Annotated in this window: 14 protein-coding genes; 7 read left to right on the top strand and 7 right to left on the bottom strand. The window is 63.7% G+C overall.

The features are described 5' to 3' along the window. The first annotated feature begins 296 nt into the window (after window positions 1-296). From ACZ9GA_RS23400 to ACZ9GA_RS23430, 7 genes are all read left to right on the top strand, one after another. Window positions 297-2348, top strand: a complete 2052-nt coding sequence (locus tag ACZ9GA_RS23400; protein WP_457360477.1) for a putative bifunctional diguanylate cyclase/phosphodiesterase — start codon at window positions 297-299, stop codon at window positions 2346-2348. A 129-nt stretch (window positions 2349-2477) separates the two neighbouring features. Beyond that, window positions 2478-3812 carry an imelysin family protein gene (locus ACZ9GA_RS23405; protein ID WP_457360475.1) on the top strand — a complete coding sequence of 445 codons (1335 nt, stop codon included), beginning with the start codon at window positions 2478-2480 and terminating at the stop codon, window positions 3810-3812. A gap of 284 nt (window positions 3813-4096) precedes the next feature. Then, entirely contained in the window at window positions 4097-5512 is a 1416-nt protein-coding gene (locus ACZ9GA_RS23410; RefSeq protein WP_457360473.1) for a di-heme oxidoreductase family protein, read from the top strand. 20 nt (window positions 5513-5532) lie between these two features. Beyond that, the gene (locus tag ACZ9GA_RS23415; protein WP_457360471.1) at window positions 5533-6597 is read left to right on the top strand and encodes an imelysin family protein; all 1065 of its coding nucleotides are present in this window, start codon (window positions 5533-5535) and stop codon (window positions 6595-6597) included. 2 nt (window positions 6598-6599) lie between these two features. Beyond that, window positions 6600-7655: a DUF1513 domain-containing protein gene (locus ACZ9GA_RS23420; RefSeq protein ID WP_457360469.1), complete on the top strand. Its 1056-nt coding sequence runs from the start codon at window positions 6600-6602 to the stop codon at window positions 7653-7655. A gap of 224 nt (window positions 7656-7879) precedes the next feature. Continuing rightward, on the top strand, window positions 7880-8983 hold the full coding sequence (locus ACZ9GA_RS23425) for an efflux RND transporter periplasmic adaptor subunit (RefSeq protein WP_457360467.1): 1104 nt from the start codon (window positions 7880-7882) through the stop codon (window positions 8981-8983). A gap of 15 nt (window positions 8984-8998) precedes the next feature. Beyond that, window positions 8999-12034, top strand: a complete 3036-nt coding sequence (locus ACZ9GA_RS23430; RefSeq protein WP_457360465.1) for a multidrug efflux RND transporter permease subunit — start codon at window positions 8999-9001, stop codon at window positions 12032-12034. A gap of 161 nt (window positions 12035-12195) precedes the next feature. Here ACZ9GA_RS23430 and ACZ9GA_RS23435 read toward each other — a convergent pair whose 3' ends face one another. From ACZ9GA_RS23435 to ACZ9GA_RS23465, 7 genes are all read right to left on the bottom strand, one after another. After that, entirely contained in the window at window positions 12196-12414 is a 219-nt protein-coding gene (locus tag ACZ9GA_RS23435) for a hypothetical protein (RefSeq protein ID WP_027976893.1), read from the bottom strand. Continuing rightward, window positions 12414-13124, bottom strand: coding sequence for a lipopolysaccharide kinase InaA family protein (locus tag ACZ9GA_RS23440; RefSeq protein ID WP_457360463.1), 711 nt, complete (start codon window positions 13122-13124; stop codon window positions 12414-12416). The genes ACZ9GA_RS23435 and ACZ9GA_RS23440 overlap by 1 nt, the downstream gene beginning before the upstream one ends. Window positions 13125-13265: 141 nt before the next feature. Further along, complete coding sequence (locus tag ACZ9GA_RS23445; RefSeq protein WP_457360461.1) at window positions 13266-14543, bottom strand: sensor histidine kinase; 1278 nt, start codon at window positions 14541-14543, stop codon at window positions 13266-13268. Beyond that, entirely contained in the window at window positions 14533-15216 is a 684-nt protein-coding gene (colR, locus tag ACZ9GA_RS23450) for a two-component system response regulator ColR (protein WP_008365436.1), read from the bottom strand. The genes ACZ9GA_RS23445 and colR overlap by 11 nt, the downstream gene beginning before the upstream one ends. A gap of 196 nt (window positions 15217-15412) precedes the next feature. Beyond that, on the bottom strand, window positions 15413-17056 hold the full coding sequence (gene groL / locus ACZ9GA_RS23455; protein ID WP_027976890.1) for a chaperonin GroEL: 1644 nt from the start codon (window positions 17054-17056) through the stop codon (window positions 15413-15415). A gap of 47 nt (window positions 17057-17103) precedes the next feature. Beyond that, window positions 17104-17397, bottom strand: a complete 294-nt coding sequence (locus ACZ9GA_RS23460; RefSeq protein ID WP_027976889.1) for a co-chaperone GroES — start codon at window positions 17395-17397, stop codon at window positions 17104-17106. A 348-nt stretch (window positions 17398-17745) separates the two neighbouring features. Next, the gene (locus tag ACZ9GA_RS23465; protein ID WP_027976888.1) at window positions 17746-18237 is read right to left on the bottom strand and encodes an FxsA family protein; all 492 of its coding nucleotides are present in this window, start codon (window positions 18235-18237) and stop codon (window positions 17746-17748) included. Window positions 18238-18300 lie beyond the last annotated feature (63 nt).

Raw genomic sequence — 18300 nt, forward strand, 5'->3', positions numbered from 1 at the left:
AGGCTGCGCTGGCCCTGGGCCTGGCTGAAGACTCTCAGGGCTCATCGCGGCGAGCGCAGCCTGGCGGCAGCGGCTACAGATGGGGTGGGGGCTTGCCTGGATCCGCGATACAGCTAAGATCTACAAAAGGGAAAAATGCCGGGCAGCATTCAAGTGCAAGCCGGTTCCAACCGACATAGGAAGAAGGGACTCGCCCCAGGTACTCCACCTTCCGCATACTGCCCCTTGACTGCCCACCGGGATTGCCAACCATAATGGCATAATGATGCCACTTGCACGCAACAAGGAATGGCCCTTTGAAGCTGGAACTCAAGAACAGCTTGTCGGTGAAGTTGCTACGCGTGGTGCTGCTGTCTGCGTTGATCGTAGGCGTGGTGCTCAGTTGCGCCCAGATTGTCTTCGATGCCTACAAGACCCGTCAGGCCGTGGCCAACGACGCCGCGCGCATTCTCGACATGTTCCGCGACCCCTCCACCCAGGCCGTCTACAGCCTGGACCGGGAAATGGGCATGCAAGTGATCGAAGGCCTGTTCCAGGACAATGCCGTGCGCATCGCCTCCATCGGCCATCCCAACGAACCGACGCTGGCCGACAAGTCGCGCCCGCCGCTGCAGACCGCCACGCGCTGGCTGACCGACCCCATCCTGGGCGAAGAAAAGACCTTCACCACCCAACTGGTGGGCCGTGGCCCGTACAGTGAATATTACGGCGACCTGAGCATCACCCTGGATACCGCCCCTTACGGCCAGGGCTTCATCATCAATTCGGTGATCATCTTCATTTCCGGCGTGCTGCGCGCGCTGGCCATGGGCCTGGCCTTGTACCTGGTCTATCACTGGCTGCTGACCAAGCCGCTCAAGCAGATCATCGAGCACCTGACCCACATCAACCCCGATCGCCCCAGCCAGCACAAATTGCCGTTGCTCAAGGGTCACGAGCGCAACGAACTGGGGCTGTGGATCAACACCGCCAACCAGTTGCTGGAGTCCATCGAACGCAACACCCACCTGCGCCACGAAGCCGAGAACAGCCTGCGGCGCATGGCCCAGTATGACTTCCTCACCGGGTTGCCCAATCGCCAGCAATTGCAGTCACAGCTGGACAAGATCCTGGTCGACGCCGGGCGCCTGCAACGCCGGGTGGCCGTGCTGTGCGTGGGCCTGGACGACTTCAAGGGCATCAACGAGCAGTTCACCTACCAGACCGGCGACCAGTTGCTGCTGGCCCTGGCCGACCGCCTGCGCGCCCACAGCGGCCGCCTGGGCGCCCTGGCGCGGCTGGGCGGCGACCAGTTCGCGCTGGTGCAGGCCGACATCGATCAACCCTACCAGGCCGCCGAGCTGGCCCAGAGCATCCTCGATGACCTGGAGGCACCGTTCGGCCCGGACCTGCAGGAGATCCGCCTGCGCGCCACCATCGGCATCACCCTGTTCCCCGAAGACGGCGACAGCACCGAAAAGCTGCTGCAGAAAGCCGAGCAGACCATGACCCTGGCCAAGCTGCGCTCGCGCAACCGCTACCAGTTCTACATCGCCAGCGTGGACAGCGAAATGCGGCGGCGCCGCGAGCTGGAAAAGGACCTGCGCGAAGCCATCGCCCGCGGGCAACTGTACCTGGTGTACCAGCCGCAGGTCAGTTACCGCGACCATCGGGTGGTGGGCGTCGAAGCGCTGCTGCGCTGGCAGCACCCCGAGTACGGTCTGGTACCGCCGGACCAATTCATCCCCTTGGCCGAGCAGAACGGCAGCATCATCGCCATCGGCGAATGGGTAATGGATCAGGCCTGCCGGCAACTGCGCGAATGGCTGGACCAGGGCTTCAGCGAGCTGCGCATGGCGGTCAATTTGTCCACTGTGCAACTGCACCATGCCGAATTGCCAAGGGTGGTCAGCAACTTCCTGCAGATCTACCGGCTGCCGCCGCGCTGCCTGGAACTGGAAGTGACCGAGACCGGCCTGATGGAAGACATCAGCACTGCCGCCCAGCACCTGCTGAGCCTGCGCCGCTCCGGCGCGCTGATCGCCATTGATGACTTCGGCACCGGCTACTCGTCGCTCAGCTACCTGAAGTCGCTGCCGCTGGACAAGATCAAGATCGACAAGAGCTTCGTCCAGGACCTGCTGGAAGACGACGACGATGCCACCATCGTGCGGGCCATCATCCAGCTGGGCAAGAGCCTGGGCATGCAGGTGATCGCCGAAGGCGTGGAAACCCTGGAGCAGGAAAGCTACATCATTTCCGAAGGGTGCCACGAAGGCCAGGGGTACCTGTACAGCAAGCCGCTGCCAGCCCGGGAGCTGACCGCGTTCCTCAAGCAGGCCCAGCGCAGCCAGGCCGTGAGCCTCTGATCGGCCGCCGCGGCGGCCTGTCGAATTTGCTTACATCTTCATTGTTTACAGGAAATGCTTCTGCTTCGCATCATTGCGCCGGTTGCGCGTGGCCATCGCCGCGCCCCTCTCCCGACGCAGGATACCGCCATGACTCACATGCCCCTGGCCACCGCCAGTCTGCTGGCCCTTGCCGTTTCGCTCGCCGGTTGCGGCGACGGCAAGGATGACAAGGCCGCCGCGCCCCCGGCCAGCACGGCCGCCAGCAGCGCGCCAGCCCCAGTCAGCAGTGGTGTCGACGAAGCGGCAGCCAAGGCCGTGGTCGGGCATTACGCCGACCTGGTGCTGGCGGTCTACAGCGACTCGCACACCAGCGCCCTGGCCCTGCACAAAGCCGTCGAAGCGTTCCTGGCCAAGCCGGACGACACCACGCTCAAGGCCGCCCGCGACGCCTGGATCGCGGCCCGCGTGCCCTACCTGCAAAGCGAAGTGTTCCGCTTCGGCAACCCGATCATCGACGAATGGGAAGGCCAGGTGAATGCCTGGCCGCTGGACGAAGGCCTGATCGACTACGTCGACGCCAATTACGAGCCAGCGCTGGGCAACCCGGCGGCCACGGCCAATATCATCGCCAACCCGCAAATTCGCATTGGCGAGGACAAGGTCAGCATCACCGAGATCACCCCTGAAGCCCTGGCCAGCCTCAACGAACTGGGCGGTTCGGAAGCCAACGTCGCCACCGGCTACCACGCTATCGAATTCCTGCTGTGGGGCCAGGACCTCAACGGCACCGGGCCCGGCGCCGGCAACCGTCCCGCCTCCGACTACCTGCAGGGCCCTGGCGCCACCGGTGGCCACAATGATCGCCGCCGCGCCTACCTGGGCGCCGTGACCCAGTTGCTGGTCAGCGACCTGGAGTCCATGGTCGCCCAGTGGCAACCGGGCGTGGCCGACAACTACCGCGCCACCCTGGAAGCCGAGCCTGGCAACAATGGCCTGCGCAAGATGCTGTTCGGCATGGGCAGCCTGTCCTTGGGTGAACTGGCGGGCGAGCGCATGAAGGTGTCGCTGGAAGCCAACTCGCCTGAAGACGAGCACGACTGCTTCAGCGACAACACCCATTTCTCGCACTTCTATGACGCCAAGGGCGTGCGCAATGTCTACCTGGGCGAATACACCCGCCTGGACGGCAGCCGCCTGACGGGCCCAAGCCTGTCATCGCTGGTGGCCAAGGCCGACCCGGCGGCCGATGCCACCCTGCGTGCCGACCTGGCCGCCACCGAGGGCAGGATGCAGGCCATCGTCGACCGCGCCAGCCAGGGTGAACATTACGATCAGCTGATCGCCGTGGGTAACGACGCCGGCCAGCAAGTGGTGCGCGATGCTATCGCCGCCCTGGTCAAGCAGACCGGCAGCATCGAGCAGGCCGCAGGCAAGCTGGGCATCACCGACCTGAACCCGGAAACTGCGGACCATACGTTCTGACCCGTAGCAGCAACTGTCTTTGTGGGAGCGGGTTCTACCCGCGAAGAGGTCACCACGTGGCGCCAGGTATTACGCGGTGCTCTTTTCGCGGGTAGAACCCGCTCCCACAGGTGTACCTGATGCTGCGCGGCGTATGTGACGCGGCCTGGCGGCCGCTGCTACACAGTCACGCGCATCCAGCCGAGTGCTCCAGGCATTTTTTGTATCAAACATTGACCCCGGGCATTTGCGCAGGGGGCCCCTGCTAAGCTTGCCCGCCCAGCACCCACTGCCCCGGACCATTGATGTCAGCCACCCCCTCCCGCCTCGGCGCCACGCTGCTTGCCCTCTGCCTGGGTGGCTGCGACGACGGCGTACGTCTGGGGGAGACGGAGCCCGATGAAGCGCTGGCGGGTGGCACCAGCACGGTATGGCGCGATGACGTGAATGCCTTCGCCCAGCCATCAGCCAACCTGTCCAACGAGCGCAAGGTCGACTTCAGCGTCGGCAACAGTTTCTTTCGCAGCCCCTGGGTCATCGCCCCTGCCACCACCACGGCGCGGGACGGCCTGGGCCCGCTGTTCAACGCCAGCGCCTGCCAGAACTGCCACATCAAGGACGGCCGCGGCCATCCGCCCGAACCCGACGCCGCCAATGCCGTGTCGATGCTGGTGCGGGTGTCGATACCCGATACGGCGCAACAGGCAGCCATCATCGAGCGCATCGGGGTCAACCCGGAGCCGGTGTACGGCACCCAGTTACAGGACATGGCGGTGCCCGGCGTGCGCCCGGAAGCCAAAGTGCGCGTGGAATACGACAGGCTGACCGTCACGTTCGACGACGGCACCCCGGTGCAGCTGCGCAAGCCGCGGCTGGTCATCACCCAGTTGGGCTACGGCCCGCTCCACCCCCACGCCATGCTTTCGGCGCGGGTAGCACCGCCCATGATCGGCCTTGGCCTGTTGGAGGCCATCCCTGAACAGGCGATCCTGGCCAATGCCCAGGCCCAGGCAGCGGCCAACGACGGTGTACGGGGCCGGCCCAACCAGGTGTGGGACGACACCCTGAGCAAGGAGGTGATTGGCCGTTTCGGCTGGAAAGCCGGGCAACCCACCCTGGAGCAGCAGAACACCCACGCCTTTGCCAATGACATGGGCCTGACCACCCACCTGCAAGCGCGTGACGATTGCACCGCGGCCCAGGCCGATTGCCTGGCGGCCGCGCAAGGCGGGCTGCCGGAAGTCAGCGACAATATCCTGCGCACCGTGCTGTTCTACACCCGCAACCTGGCGGTGCCGGCGCGCCGGGACGTCAGCACGCCGCAGGTGCTGGCCGGCAAGCGACTGTTTCACCAGGCCGGCTGCCAGACCTGCCATGTCCCGCAATACACCACCGCCGCCCACACCGCCGAGCCGGAACAGGCCAACCAGCGCATCCGCCCCTACACCGACCTGCTGCTGCACGACATGGGCCCCGGCCTGGCCGACGGCCGCAGCGAGTTCGCCGCCGGGCCCCAGGACTGGCGCACGCCGCCGCTGTGGGGCATGGGCCTGAGCGAAACCGTCAGCGGTCACACCCAGTACCTGCACGATGGCCGTGCCCGCAATGCCATGGAGGCCGTGCTATGGCACGGCGGCGAAGCGGCCGCCTCACAGCGTCATGTGCTGTCGTTCAACGCCGGGCAGCGCGCGGCGCTGCTGGCCTTTCTGAATTCACTATGAAATTCCCCCGGGAGCCCCGCATGTTTCGTCCCACGCTGCTGTTTTCCAGCCTCGCCGCCCTGTTCCTGGGGGCCTGCGCGCCCCAGGACCGGCAGGCGGTCACCAGCGCCGCCATCGCCAATCAGGTGATCCTGCCCACCTACAGCCGCTGGGTGGAAGCCGATCGGCAACTGGCGATCAGCGCCCAGGCGTTCTGCCAAGGCAGTGAAAGCCTGGCCACGGCCCGCGCCGACTTCCTGCATGCCCAGCGCGCCTGGGCGCAGCTGCAACCCCTGCTGATCGGCCCGCTGGCCGAAGGCAACCGCACCTGGCAGGTGCAGTTCTGGCCCGACAAGAAAAACCTGGTGGGCCGCCAGGTAGAGCAACTGGTGGCCGCCGCGACGCCGGTGGATGCTGCCAGCCTGGCCAAGGCCAGCGTGGTGGTGCAAGGGCTGTCCGCCTACGAATACATCCTCTTCGATGCCCGCCTGGACCTGGCGGACGCCGCACAGAAAGCCCGTTACTGCCCGCTGCTGGTGGCCATCGGCGAGCACCAGAAAACCCTGGCCGAGAACATCCTCGGCCAGTGGAACAGCAACGAAGGCATGCTCTGGCAAATGAGCCATTTCCCCAACCCGCGCTACGCCGACGCCAACGAGGCCATCGCCGACCTGCTGCGCGCCCAGGTCACCGCCCTGGACACGCTCAAGAAACAGCTGGGCACACCCATGGGCCGGCAGAACAAGGGCGTGGTGCAACCCTTCCAGGCGCAGGCCTGGCGCAGCCAGGACTCACTGCAGAGCCTGCAGGCCAGCCTTGCCGCCGCCCAGACCGTGTGGGCCGGTGTCGATGACAAGGGCCTGCGCGGCCTGCTGGGCAGCGAGCACAAGGCCTTGGCCGAACGCATCGATGGCGCCTACGCCGCCGCGCGAACAACCCTGGGCGACAACCAGCGCCCGTTGCCCGACCTGCTGGCCAGTGCCGAAGGTCGCCAACACCTGGAAACCCTTTATGACCAACTCAATACCGTGCATCGCCTGCACGAAGGCGAGTTGGCCAAGGCCCTGGGCATCCCCCTGGGCTTCAACGCCAACGACGGTGACTGAGCATGAGCCTGGCACAGTGGTTCACTTCCCTGCTGCGGCCGGGGTCGGGCAACAGCTTGCTGCTGTCGGCCCGCGACGATGCCGACGGGCGGCACTACGCCACGGGGCATCGGCTCGACGGCACACCAGTATTCGCAACGCCCGTCAGCCAGCGCTGCCACGCCGTGGTCGAGCACCCGGATCGCCGCCTGGCAGTGTTCGTGGCCCGCAGGCCAGGCACCGAGTGCTACCTGCTGGACCTTCGCGACGGCAGGCTGTTGCAGACACTGACGGCCCGCCCGGGTCGACACTTCTACGGCCATGCCGTGATCCACGCCAGCGGCGAATGGTTGTACACCACTGAGAACGACACCGGCGACCCGGGGCGTGGCGTGATCGGCGTCTACCGTTTTGACGGCGCGCAGTGGGTGCCTGCCGGCGAGCTGCCCAGCCACGGCATCGGCCCCCACGAACTGGCCTGGCTGCCCGACGGCGAAACCCTGGTGGTGGCCAACGGCGGCATTCGCACCGAGGCCGAGAGCCGCGTGGAGATGAACCTGCACGCCATGGAGCCGAGCCTTGTGCTGATGGACCGCGACGGCGGATTACTGAGCAAGGAGACGCTTGAGCAGCCGATGAACAGCATCCGCCATCTGGCCATCGCCGCCGACGGCACGGTATTGACCTGCCAGCAGTTCATGGGGCCCGCCGACGAACTGGCGCCGTTGCTGGCGATCAAGCGACCCGGGCAGGCATTTCAGCCATTCGCCGTGGCGCACCGGCAGTTGCAGGCCATGGCGCACTACAGCGCCAGCGTCGCCGTGCATGATGATCTGCGCCTGGTGGCGCTGACCGCGCCGCGGGCCAACCGCTTCTTCGTCTGGGACCTGGACACCGGGGCCGAACGCCTGGAGGTGAGCATGCCTGACTGCGCAGGCGTGGCGGCGGTGCCTCAGGGCTTCGTGGTGACCTCGGGCCAGGGCCGTTGCCGCCTGTTCGACTGCCGCCCGGCAACGCCGGTGGGCACGCCGCTGGCCTTGCCGGCGGGGTTCTGGGATAACCATGTGCACAGGGTTTGATTAAGCTCGCCGCCGCGTTTTCCGTAACCGCTGCCGCCAGGCTGCGCTGGCCAGTGCGAACCCTGAATATCTCCAGCCAGACACAGGGCCAGCGCAGCCTTCGGCAGCGGCTACAGTGGTGATGGGGATAGGCGTAATATCCAGCAATAAAGCGCAGTAGCGTGCCGGGCCCGACAAGCATACTGTGCTCCGACTCTTAGCTTTGCTTTCCAGGGAAACGGAATATGCTGCGCCGCCGCATGCTGATCATGTTGGGAATCGTGCTGGTCGTCGTCCTGCTGCTGGGTGGTTACAAGGCATGGTCGATCTACCAGCAGGTTCAGATGTTCTCGGCTCCCAAGCCGCCCGTCGCAGTGGCCGTGGCCACCGCCAGCGAGCGCGCCTGGCAATCGCGGCTGCCGGCGGTGGGCAGCCTCAAGGCCCTGCAGGGCGTCAACCTCAGCCTGGAAGTGGCCGGCACCGTGCGCGGCATCCAGTTCGAGTCAGGTCAGAAGGTCAAGGCCGGCCAACCCCTGCTGCAACTGGACAGCGATGTCGAAACCGCCCTGCTCGGCACCGCCCAGGCTGACCTGGGGCTTGCCCAGGTCGACTACGGCCGCGGCGCGCAACTGGTGGACAGCCGCGCCATCTCCAAGGGCGAATTCGACCGCCTCAACGCCGTGCTGCTCAAGAACAAGGCCACCGTGGCCCAGCTCAAGGCGAGCCTGGCGAAGAAAAACATCATTGCCCCCTTCAACGGCACCATCGGCATCCGCCAGGTGGACGTCGGCGACTACCTGGCCAGCGGCACCGTGATCGCCACCCTGCAAGACCTCAGCAGCCTGTACGTGGACTTTTCCGTGGCCGAGCAGGCCATCCCCCAGCTTCATCTCGGCCAGCCGCTGCTGGTCTCGGTGGCCGCCTACCCCGGCGAAACCTTCCAGGGCGTGGTCAGTGCGCTCAACCCCAAGGTGGAGGACACCACCCGCAATATCCTGGTACGCGGCACGCTGGCCAACCCCCAGGGGCGCCTGCTGCCGGGCATGTTCGCCAACCTGCAGGTGGTATTGCCACAACCGAAGAACGAAGTGGTGGTGCCGGAAAGCGCGGTGGCCTACACGCTGTACGGCAACTCGGTGTACGTGGTCGAGGAAAAGAAGGACGCCGACGGCAAAACCGCGCTCACCGCCGAACGACGTTTCGTCGACACCGGCGAGCGCCGCGATGGCGTGGTCATTGTCAGCAAGGGCCTCAAGGCCGGCGAGCAGGTGGTCACCGGTGGGCAACTGAAGCTCACCAACGGTGCCACTGTCAGCGTCAGCCCCGACACCACTGTCAAAACCCGCTGACCCAGGAGAACGGCCATGGCCTTTACCGACCCGTTCATCCGCCGCCCCGTGCTGGCCAGCGTGATCAGCCTGCTGATCGTGCTGCTGGGCTTTCAGGCGTGGAGCAAGCTGAGCATCCGCCAGTACCCGCAGATGGAAAACGCGCTGATCACCGTGACCACTGCCTACCCCGGCGCCAATGCCGAGACCATCCAGGGCTACATCACCCAGCCCCTGCAACAGAGCCTGGCCAGCGCCGAAGGCATCGACTACATGACCTCGGTCAGCCGGCAGAACTTCTCGGTGATTTCCATCTACGCACGCATCGGCTCGGACAGCGACCGCCTGTTCACCGAACTGCTGGCCAAGGCCAACGAGGTCAAGAACAAGCTGCCCCAGGACGCCGAAGACCCGGTGCTGAGCAAGGAGGCCGCCGATGCCTCGGCGCTGATGTACATCAGCTTTTTCAGTGATCAGCTCAACAACCCGCAGATCACCGATTACCTGTCGCGGGTCATCCAGCCCAAGCTGGCGACGTTGCCGGGCATGGCCGAAGCAGAAATCCTGGGCAACCAGGTGTTCGCCATGCGCCTGTGGATCGACCCGGTAAAACTGGCCGGCTATGGCCTGAGCGCCAACGACGTGACCGACGCGGTGCGCCGCTACAACTTCCTGTCGGCGGCGGGCGAGGTCAAGGGCGAATACATCGTCACCAGCGTCAACGCCACCACCGACCTCAAGTCCACCGAAGGCTTCGCCGCCATACCGCTTAAAACCGACGGCAACAGCCGCGTGCTGCTGGGCGATGTGGCGCGGGTGCAGATGGGCGCGGAAAACTACGACACGGTTAGTTCCTTCAACGGCACGCCGTCGGTGTACATCGGCATCAAGGGCACGCCCGGCGCCAACCCGCTGGACGTGATTCGCGAAGTGCGCAAGATCATGCCCGAGCTGGAATCCCAGCTGCCGCCCAACCTCAAGGCGTCCATCGCCTACGACGCCACGCTGTTCATCCAGGCGTCCATCGACGAAGTGGTCAAGACCCTGATCGAAGCGGTACTGATCGTCATCGTCGTGGTGTTCCTGTTCCTGGGTGCCCTGCGCTCGGTGATCATCCCGGTGGTAACCATCCCGCTCTCGATGATCGGCGTGCTGTTCTTCATGCAACTGATGGGCTATTCCATCAACCTGCTGACGCTGCTGGCCATGGTGCTGGCCATCGGCCTGGTGGTGGACGACGCCATCGTGGTGGTCGAGAACATACACCGGCACATAGAAGAGGGCCGCACCCCCTTCGACGCCGCCCTGGAAGGCGCACGGGAGATTGCCATGCCGGTGGTCTCGATGACCATCACCCTGGCGGCCGTCTACGCCCCCATTGGCTTCCTGGAGGGCCTGACGGGGGCGCTGTTCAAGGAATTCGCTCTGACGCTGGCCGGCGCCGTGGTGATTTCCGGCATCGTCGCCCTCACCCTGTCGCCGATGATGTGCGCCCTGCTGCTGCGCGCCGACGCCAACCCCAAAGGCCTGGCCCACCGCCTGGACCGGCTGTTCGACCGGCTCAAGCAGCGCTACCAGCGCATGCTGCACGGCACCCTGAACACCCGTCCGGTGGTGGTGGTATTTGCGATCATCGTGCTGTGCCTGATTCCGGTGTTTCTCAAGTTCAGCCAGTCAGAGCTGGCGCCTGCCGAGGACCAGGGCATCATCTTCATGATGGCCACCGCGCCGCAGCCCACCAACCTGGATTACCTGAACACCTACACCGACCAGTTCCTGCCCATCTTCAAAGACTTCCCCGAGTACTACTCCTCGTTCCAGATCAACGGGTTCAATGGGGTGCAATCGGGCATCGGCGGCTTCCTGCTCAAGCCCTGGAATGAACGCAGCCGCACGCAGATGCAACTGCTGCCCGAGGTGCAGGCGCGCCTGGCGCAGATCCCCGGCCTGCAGATATTTGGCTTTAACCTGCCGGCGCTGCCCGGCACCGGCGAAGGCCTGCCATTCGCGTTCGTGATCAACACGGCCAATGACTACGAGTCGCTGCTGGAAGTGGCGCAACGGGTGAAGGAGCGGGCCGAGGCCAGTGGCAAATTCGCCTTCCTCGACATCGACCTGGCGTTCGACAAACCCGAGGTGGTGGTCGACATCGACCGCGCCAAGGCCGCGCAGATGGGCGTATCGATGCAAGAGCTGGGCGGTACGCTGGCCACGCTGCTGGGCGAATCGGAGATCAACCGTTTCACCCTCGATGGGCGCAGCTACAAGGTCATCGCCCAGGTGGAACGCGCCTACCGCGACAACCCCGAGTGGCTGAGCCAGTATTACGTGCGCAACAGCCAGAACGAGCTGTTGCCGCTGTCGACCCTGATCACCGTCAGCGAACGCGCCCGCCCGCGCCAGCTCAATCAGTTCCAGCAGCTGAACTCGGCGATCATCCAGGGCTTCCCCATTGTCAGCATGGGCGAGGCGGTGCAGATAGTACGCCAGATCGCCCAGGAAGAAGCGCCTGCCGGCTTTGCCTTCGACTATGGCAGCAGCGCCCGTCAGTACGTGCAGGAAGGCAGTGCGTTGTGGGTGACCTTCGGCCTGGCGCTGGCGATCATCTTCCTGGTGCTGGCAGCGCAGTTCGAAAGTTTCCGCGACCCGCTGGTGATTCTGGTGACGGTGCCGTTGTCGATCTGCGGGGCGCTGATACCGCTGTTCCTGGGCCTGTCGAGCCTGAACATCTACACGCAGGTGGGGCTGGTGACGCTGATCGGGCTGATCAGCAAGCATGGCATCCTGATCGTCGAGTTCGCCAACCAGTTGCGACGTGACAAGGGGCTGAGTGCGCGCGAAGCGGTGGAAGAGGCGGCGGCGATCCGCTTGCGACCGGTCTTGATGACCACGGCAGCCATGGTGTTCGGCATGGTGCCGCTGATCCTGGCCACAGGCGCTGGTGCGGTAAGCCGCTTTGACATCGGTACGGTGATTGCTACGGGGATGTCGGTGGGGACATTGTTCACGCTGTTCGTGCTGCCGTGCGTGTACACCCTGATTTCCCCGGATCGCAAACCCGCTGCTGCGTAGCCGCAGCTGTCTTTAGACCGCGGTGCCTGCATCGCGACCAAGGTCGGCTCCTACGACGGACAGCGTAGGAGCCGACCTTGGTCGCGATACGAACACCGCCGATGAACAAGCAGACAGCAAAAGGCCCCGTGAGTGACGGGGCCTTTGGGGACAACGCACATTCAACCGTTGGCGCGGACGCCTTGAGTCATGCCAAACAGAAATAGCAACAGATCGTGATCCGGCTTGGCCGCCGTGTGCGGCTTGGGCGCGCGTGGCATGGGGCATGCGGCCTGAGAGCTAAGCACCCCAGGACGAGGCTGGTCCCACGCGGCCATGGCGGCGGTGGTTACACCCAGGGCGGCAAGCAAAAACAAACCTCTAGCTATTTCTAGTTTCATCACTCTAAACCTTTGAGCGGGCTGCCAAACGCCGTCTTGTAAAAATAGAGCAGTTTGTTCCAGTTAGCTTCGCCGAACGACGAGTGGCGACGCAGTTGCTTCATGTCGTGCAGGGCTGCGCTGCGAGCGCTGAAGCGCTGACGACATTTTTCCAGGTCCAGCAAAGCCACTTCGGGGCGAGCACTATCGCCCTCGCCCATCACACGCACGAAAATATGCTTGGGGTACAGGCAGCTGTGCTGCCAACGACCGCGGTGCATGCGCGCCAAAGTCTGGCCCAACTCTTTGAGTATGGCTTCATGCACCGAATTCCCCCACTGTTGGGGGCCACCTTGGGCATACCATTGGTCGATTTCCTGGAACCCGTCCAGGGCTTCGGTGACCAAAAGGGCCCGCCATTGATGCACAGCATCGCGCTGGGCACCGCAGAACACCATCTTTGGCACCCCAACGTTCAGCGCACTCAGGCCCGCCAGCGCGTCGCGTTCACGCAGCACGGTGGGACGGCCAAAAGGATGCATCAGGCTTCGATAGGTGTGGCCGGTCTGCCGTTTGACGTACAGCAGCTGGCCATTTGCCGCATGCAGTCGCTGCACGCCACTCTCGCCACCCCGGCGGACGTTGGGTTCTTCCACCCACTCGCCCTGTTGATTCCAGAAATAGTCGAAGCGCGTCTCGGGCGCTGCCTCAGTCGTGTAGTCGACTGCCATCCATTACTCCTTGCCTAACGTCTGAACAAGCCATACCGCGTACGAATTGGCGCTCACCTTAGTAAGGGGTATGTGAAAATTGTGTAGGAAACCTCAGCGATGAGTTTTACAGCGCAATGGCGATATCAAAGGGCCATCACCTCAAGCGCCAGTCGCCAGTGTTACCTGGAAGCAGCAACCATTGGGCTCGCGAGGAGTAAGGTCGACCTGCCAACCCTGGTCATCACAGATACGCTGCACCAGTGACAAGCCCAGGCCCAGGCCTTCGCCGCGCTTCTCGGTAGCCCGCACGAAAGGCTGGAACACCGCCAGGCGCTTTTCTTCGGGGATGCCGATGCCGCTGTCCTCGACCTTGAAGCCGTGAGGCTCAAGGGTCAGGCAAATAAAGCCGGCGTCGGTGTAGTGCAACGCATTGCGCAGCAGGTTGCCCATTACCGCCAACAGGAAGGTGGCGTTGTAGCGCGTATCAGGCAGCTCGCCACGCACCACCGTCAGGGTCAGGCCTTTCTTTTCGATCGGGCCGCGCCATAGGCCCAGCAGGTTGTCGGCGACCTGCCCCAGCGTCAGTTGCGCACTCATGTCGGCGTCGTTGCGCTGGGCGCGGGCCAGCATCAGGAAGGTCTGCACCAGCTCGCGCATTTCCTCGCACGCGCGGGCGATGCGCTCCACCTGGGCACGGGCGCGGGTGTCGAGGGCCGGGTTCTCCAGCAGCAGCTCGCACGAGGTGGCCAGCACCATCAACGGCGTACGCAATTCGTGACTGACGTCGCTGGTGAACAGCCGTTCGCGGTTCAACGCATCGCGCAGGCGCCCCAGGGTGGCATCGAAGGCCACTGCCAACTCGCCCACTTCATCGGCGGCATAATCAGGCGCCAGCGGCGGCGCCAGGCCCAGCAACTGATCGCGATGGCGAACCTGGCGGGCCAGGCGTACCACAGGGGCCATCACTCGGCGCGCCAGCACCCAACCCAGGAACACCGCCAGCGCCAGGCTGAGCACGAAGCCCACCAGCACCACGGCGAACAGCACGCGCTCGCGCTCCTCGAAATCACTCTGGTCTTGCAACAGTACGTAGCGACGGCCGTCGACGATCTCGACCATGGCATGGTATGACAGGTCGCCACGGAACACTTCGTGGAACCCGGGGCTGAGGTGGTGCAGATCCTTGGGCAGCGCATAGTCGCCGCGGCCGCCACTGTAATAAAACAGCTGATCAGGCTCGGGGCGATGATTCCAGTCACTGACGTTGTCCATCAGCAGCAAGCGCTGCAAGTCGCCGCCCAGCCCAGCGGAAATCAGTTTTTCTTCCACAAGGTGCACGGTTGCCACAATGCCGACGGCAAAGGCGCCGGCGACCAGTGCACTCATCAGCGCAAACGCAATGATGATGCGTTGCGCCAGGCTTTGCTTAAACTCCATCTTTGCCCTCGGCCAGGCGGTAACCCACGCCATGCACCGTTTGCAGCAGCGGTTTGTCGAACGGTTTGTCGATCACTTGGCGCAGTTGATGGACGTGGCTGCGCAGGCTGTCGCTGTCCGGGCAATCGTCGCCCCACAGCGCTTCTTCCAGCACTTCGCGGCGCAGCACGTGCGGGCTTTTCTGCATCAACACGGCCAGCAGCTTGAGGCCCACCGGGTTGAGTTTGAGCGCGCGGCCCTGGCGCGTGACTTCCAGCGTGTCCAGGTCATAGCTGAGGTCGCCGACCTGCAGGCTGCGACGGCCGCCACCCTGGGCACGGCGCAGCACCGCCTCGATACGCGCGGCCAGTTCCGACAGGGCGAAGGGCTTGACCAGGTAATCGTCGGCGCCTGAACGGAACCCCTGCAGACGGTCATCCAGTTGGTCCCGGGCGGTGAGCATGATCACCGGGGTTTCCCGACGAGCGTCTTCGCGCAGGCGCTTGCACAAGGTATAGCCATCGATGCCGGGCAACATAATGTCCAGCACGATCAGGTCATAGTGCTCGGTGGCCGCCAGGTGCAAACCCGACAGGCCATCCTGGGCGCAGTCGACGGTGTAGCCCTTCAGGCCCAGGTAATCGGCGAGGTTGGCCAGGATGTCGCGGTTGTCTTCAACCAATAGAATTCGCATGGGCAGGTTCTCCATCCAGTGTGTTCGCCCGTGGGCGCAGGCAGCTTACGGCGTTCGGGCAGCGAGGGCCAGTGATGGCTAGTGCCTGACTTGGAATCGTGTCGCCCTTTTCCCGAGCTTCGCCCGGTCCCACAGGGAAAGCCATAAAAAAACCCCGCACAGGGCGGGGTTCTTTTTGAAGCGGGGTAAGGCTGGCTTACATCATGCCGCCCATGCCACCCATGCCGCCCATGTCAGGCATGCCGCCGCCTGCTGGAGCGTCTTCCTTGATCTCGGCGATCATGGCTTCGGTGGTGATCATCAGGCTGGCGATCGAGGAAGCAGCCTGCAGTGCCGAACGGGTCACTTTGGCTGGGTCCAGGATACCCATTTCGATCATGTCGCCGTATTCGCCAGTGGCAGCGTTGTAACCGAAGTTACCTTCGCCTTGCTTGACCTTGTCGACAACCACGCTTGGCTCGTCACCGGAGTTGGCAACGATCTGGCGCAGAGGTGCTTCAACAGCACGACGCAGCAGAGCGATACCGACGTCCTGATCGGCGTTGTCGCCTTTCAGGCCAGCGATGGCTTGCAGGGAGCGGACCAGAGCCACGCCACCGCCAGGTACCACGCCTTCTTCAACGGCTGCACGGGTAGCGTGCAGGGCGTCTTCAACGCGGGCTTTCTTCTCTTTCATTTCAACTTCGGAGCCAGCGCCAACCTTGATCACTGCAACGCCGCCGGACAGCTTGGCCAGGCGCTCTTGCAGTTTTTCACGGTCGTAGTCGGACGAAGTGTCGGCCACTTGCTGACGGATCTGGGTAACGCGAGCCTGGATGTCAGCCTCGACGCCAGCACCGTCGATGATGGTGGTGTTTTCTTTCGACAACACGACGCGCTTGGCGTTACCCAGGTGCTCCAGGGTAGTGCTTTCCAGGCTCAGGCCGATCTCTTCGGAGATAACGGTACCGCCGGTCAGTACGGCGATGTCCTGCAGCATGGCCTTGCGACGGTCGCCGAAGCCTGGAGCCTTGACGGCTGCAACCTTGACGATGCCACGCATGTTGTTCACAACCAGAGTCGCCAGGGCTTCGCCTTCAACGTCTTCAGCCACGATCAGCAGTGGGCGGCCGGCTTTGGCAACGGCTTCCAGCACTGGCAGCATTTCGCGGATGTTGGAGATCTTCTTGTCAACCAGCAGGATCAGCGGGCCGTCGAGCTCGGCGACCATGGTGTCTGGCTTGTTGACGAAGTAAGGGGACAGGTAGCCACGGTCGAACTGCATGCCTTCAACAACCGACAGTTCGTTTTCCAGGCCCGAGCCTTCTTCAACGGTGATCACGCCTTCTTTACCGACTTTTTCCATGGCTTCGGCAATGATGTCGCCGATCGAGGAGTCGGAGTTGGCCGAGATGGTGCCGACCTGGGCGATGGCTTTCGAATCAGCGCATGGCTTGGCCAGGCCCTTCAGCTCTTTGACGATGGCGATGGTCGCCTTGTCGATACCGCGCTTGAGGTCCATCGGGTTCATGCCGGCAGCGACGGCTTTCAGGCCTTCGTTGACGATCGACTGAGCCAGAACGGTAGCGGTGGTAGTACCGTCACCAGCGTCATCGTTGGCACGGGAGGCAACGTCTTTGACCAGCTGCGCGCCCATGTTTTCGAAGCGATCTTTCAGCTCGATTTCTTTGGCGACGGAAACGCCGTCCTTGGTGATGGTCGGAGCGCCGAAGCTCTTCTCGATGATCACGTTACGGCCTTTCGGGCCCAGGGTCGCTTTTACAGCGTCAGCCAGGACGTTAACGCCAGTCAGCATTTTCTTGCGGGCGGAGTCGCCGAATTTAACTTCTTTAGCAGCCATGATCGATTTCCTTGAATACTGGGTAGTAAAGGGTGAACAGCGACTTATCAGCCTTCGATGACGGCGAGGATTTCGTTCTCGCTCATCACCAGCAGGTCTTCGCCGTCTACTTTCACAGTGTTGCTGCCGGAGTAAGGACCGAACACGACCTTGTCGCCCACTTTCACGGACAGAGCACGTACTTCACCGTTGTCCAGCACTCGGCCGGTACCGACCGCGATGACTTCACCATTGTTGGCTTTCTCGGCAGCCGAACCTGGCAGAACGATACCGCCAGCGGTTTTCTTTTCTTCTTCGCTGCGACGGATAACGACGCGGTCATGCAGAGGACGAAGCTTCATTGTCGATCTCTCCTAATTATGGTTTTCAGCGGCCGGTGTCTGTACCGGCGTTGTGGTTCATCCGGCGGGGCCGGTCGCGGCTCGCTGTGCGAGACGCGGAATATTGTCTGGCAATGCCAGAAACCTTGCGGTGACCCATACATGAGGTCGCCGGTGACGATTACAAGGGCGGCCCAAAAAAAATTTGCAAATTGCACGACCGTAGCTGCTGCCGCCAGGCTGCGCTGGCCCTCTGCCACACTGGAGATATTCAGGGTTCAAGCAGGCCAGCGCAGCCTGCGGCAGCGGCTACAGGTTTGCGCCAATAAAAAACGGCCCCTGGGGGCCGTTTGTTGGAAAGCAGGTCGATCAGTCGCGCTTTTCGAACTCGCCTTCGATCACATTGGGCTCACGCCCTACCGCATGGTTGGCCGCCGGGCGCGCGTGGCCTTCATAGGTACGCCCTCCACCTTGCAGGTCCTCGGCAAACGAGCGCTGGCGCGACGCCTGCTCGCGGGCCTTGGCTTGCAGCTTGCCGGCGATCAGCTTGCGGGTGAACGGCAGCAGGCACAGCAGGCCCAGCACGTCGCTGATGAAACCGGGCAACAGCAGCAGGCCGCCGCCGATGGCCATCATCAGGCCCTGGAACACCTGCTCGGCCGGCAGTTCGCCGCGTTGCAGGCTTTGACGGGCATTGAGGGCGGTGGCCAACCCGGCCACGCGCACCACCAGCACGCCAATGGCGGAGCCGGCAATGATCAGCGCCAGCGCCGGGAAGAACCCGATCGCCACGCTGACCTTGAAGAAGACGAAGAGCTCCAGCACCGGGAAGAGCAGGAACAACAGTAAAAAGACACGCATCAAGGTTTCCTCTGCGGAAGAACGACTTCCAGTAAACCTTAGATGACGTCGATGTTTCGTGAA

This window comes from Pseudomonas sp. TE3644 (assembly GCF_056278815.1).

Bases quoted from the DNA above. Each gene is read 5' to 3' on its own strand.
- groL (WP_027976890.1), bottom strand. From the start codon at position 17,056: ATGGCTGCTAAAGAAGTTAAATTCGGCGACTCCGCCCGCAAGAAAATG.
- ACZ9GA_RS23460 (WP_027976889.1), bottom strand. From the start codon at position 17,397: ATGAAGCTTCGTCCTCTGCATGACCGCGTCGTTATCCGTCGCAGCGAA.
- ACZ9GA_RS23430 (WP_457360465.1), top strand. From the start codon at position 8,999: ATGGCCTTTACCGACCCGTTCATCCGCCGCCCCGTGCTGGCCAGCGTG.
- ACZ9GA_RS23415 (WP_457360471.1), top strand. From the start codon at position 5,533: ATGTTTCGTCCCACGCTGCTGTTTTCCAGCCTCGCCGCCCTGTTCCTG.
- ACZ9GA_RS23420 (WP_457360469.1), top strand. From the start codon at position 6,600: ATGAGCCTGGCACAGTGGTTCACTTCCCTGCTGCGGCCGGGGTCGGGC.
- ACZ9GA_RS23405 (WP_457360475.1), top strand. From the start codon at position 2,478: ATGACTCACATGCCCCTGGCCACCGCCAGTCTGCTGGCCCTTGCCGTT.
- ACZ9GA_RS23465 (WP_027976888.1), bottom strand. From the start codon at position 18,237: ATGCGTGTCTTTTTACTGTTGTTCCTGCTCTTCCCGGTGCTGGAGCTC.
- ACZ9GA_RS23425 (WP_457360467.1), top strand. From the start codon at position 7,880: ATGCTGCGCCGCCGCATGCTGATCATGTTGGGAATCGTGCTGGTCGTC.
- ACZ9GA_RS23410 (WP_457360473.1), top strand. From the start codon at position 4,097: ATGTCAGCCACCCCCTCCCGCCTCGGCGCCACGCTGCTTGCCCTCTGC.
- ACZ9GA_RS23445 (WP_457360461.1), bottom strand. From the start codon at position 14,543: ATGGAGTTTAAGCAAAGCCTGGCGCAACGCATCATCATTGCGTTTGCG.
- ACZ9GA_RS23440 (WP_457360463.1), bottom strand. From the start codon at position 13,124: ATGGCAGTCGACTACACGACTGAGGCAGCGCCCGAGACGCGCTTCGAC.
- ACZ9GA_RS23435 (WP_027976893.1), bottom strand. From the start codon at position 12,414: ATGAAACTAGAAATAGCTAGAGGTTTGTTTTTGCTTGCCGCCCTGGGT.
- colR (WP_008365436.1), bottom strand. From the start codon at position 15,216: ATGCGAATTCTATTGGTTGAAGACAACCGCGACATCCTGGCCAACCTC.